The organism is Shewanella sp. 10N.286.45.A1 (assembly GCF_041470405.1).
GTDB lineage: Bacteria > Pseudomonadota > Gammaproteobacteria > Enterobacterales > Shewanellaceae > Shewanella.
Map to the genome: position 1 here is coordinate 1 of NZ_JBFRMK010000036.1, position 682 is coordinate 682.

The 682-nt window shown below is 36.5% G+C and carries 1 protein-coding gene; it reads right to left on the reverse strand.

From position 1 onward, the window contains the following. Positions 1-140: 140 nt before the first annotated feature. Entirely contained in the window at positions 141-449 is a 309-nt protein-coding gene (locus tag AB4238_RS03055) for a hypothetical protein (RefSeq protein WP_372031180.1), read from the reverse strand. Positions 450-682 lie beyond the last annotated feature (233 nt).

Sequence of the window (682 nt, forward strand, 5' to 3'; positions counted from 1 at the left end):
ATCAACAGCCCCTAATAATTGTATCAAAATAACAGTAAGGGTTTGGCAAGTTAAACGGATATTTTTACACAAAGTACACGACATTGGTTCGATATCGAGGGACCTGACAAGGCTAGCAAACAAGCACACTTAGTGGAACACTAATTACTAGAAATATTAAAAGGGATAACATTGCAAAATATCTCTTTCTCAAACTGCTGCTCTAGCTTCTCTCTCCATGATTGTTTATTGATCGGCACCAGATAAAAATTCTCTCTAGATGTGTCCGTAACAAAAGCCAATTTATGGCGCATTAGTTCAAAATGTATATCGTTAACAAAATCGGCTGAGAAGTTCTGCCGCCCTGTTAACTGATTAATATCTTTACGAGACAAAGAGACTCCTTCATTGAGCCCCTCGAATCTCAACCTTAACCAATCTGAAAACTCTTTCGCGCTGACCATAGACATAAAATCTACCTACAAGTTCCTCTATAGATAAATTAGGTATAACAGATCGCTGTTACATCGCCATATTTTAGACTGTTTTTTCCATTTTAATCACCAATAATTCTAATCAACCCTCTGATATAAACATTAAACTCTAAAAAAAAGAGAGCAAATATTTAGAAACACGCTAGAGGCTGTTGTTCTTTCACGGTTGTTTTTTCCGCAGTTAATTGGATATTTTGACAAGGCGGAGG

Bases quoted from the DNA above. Each gene is read 5' to 3' on its own strand.
- AB4238_RS03055 (WP_372031180.1), bottom strand. From the start codon at position 449: ATGTCTATGGTCAGCGCGAAAGAGTTTTCAGATTGGTTAAGGTTGAGA.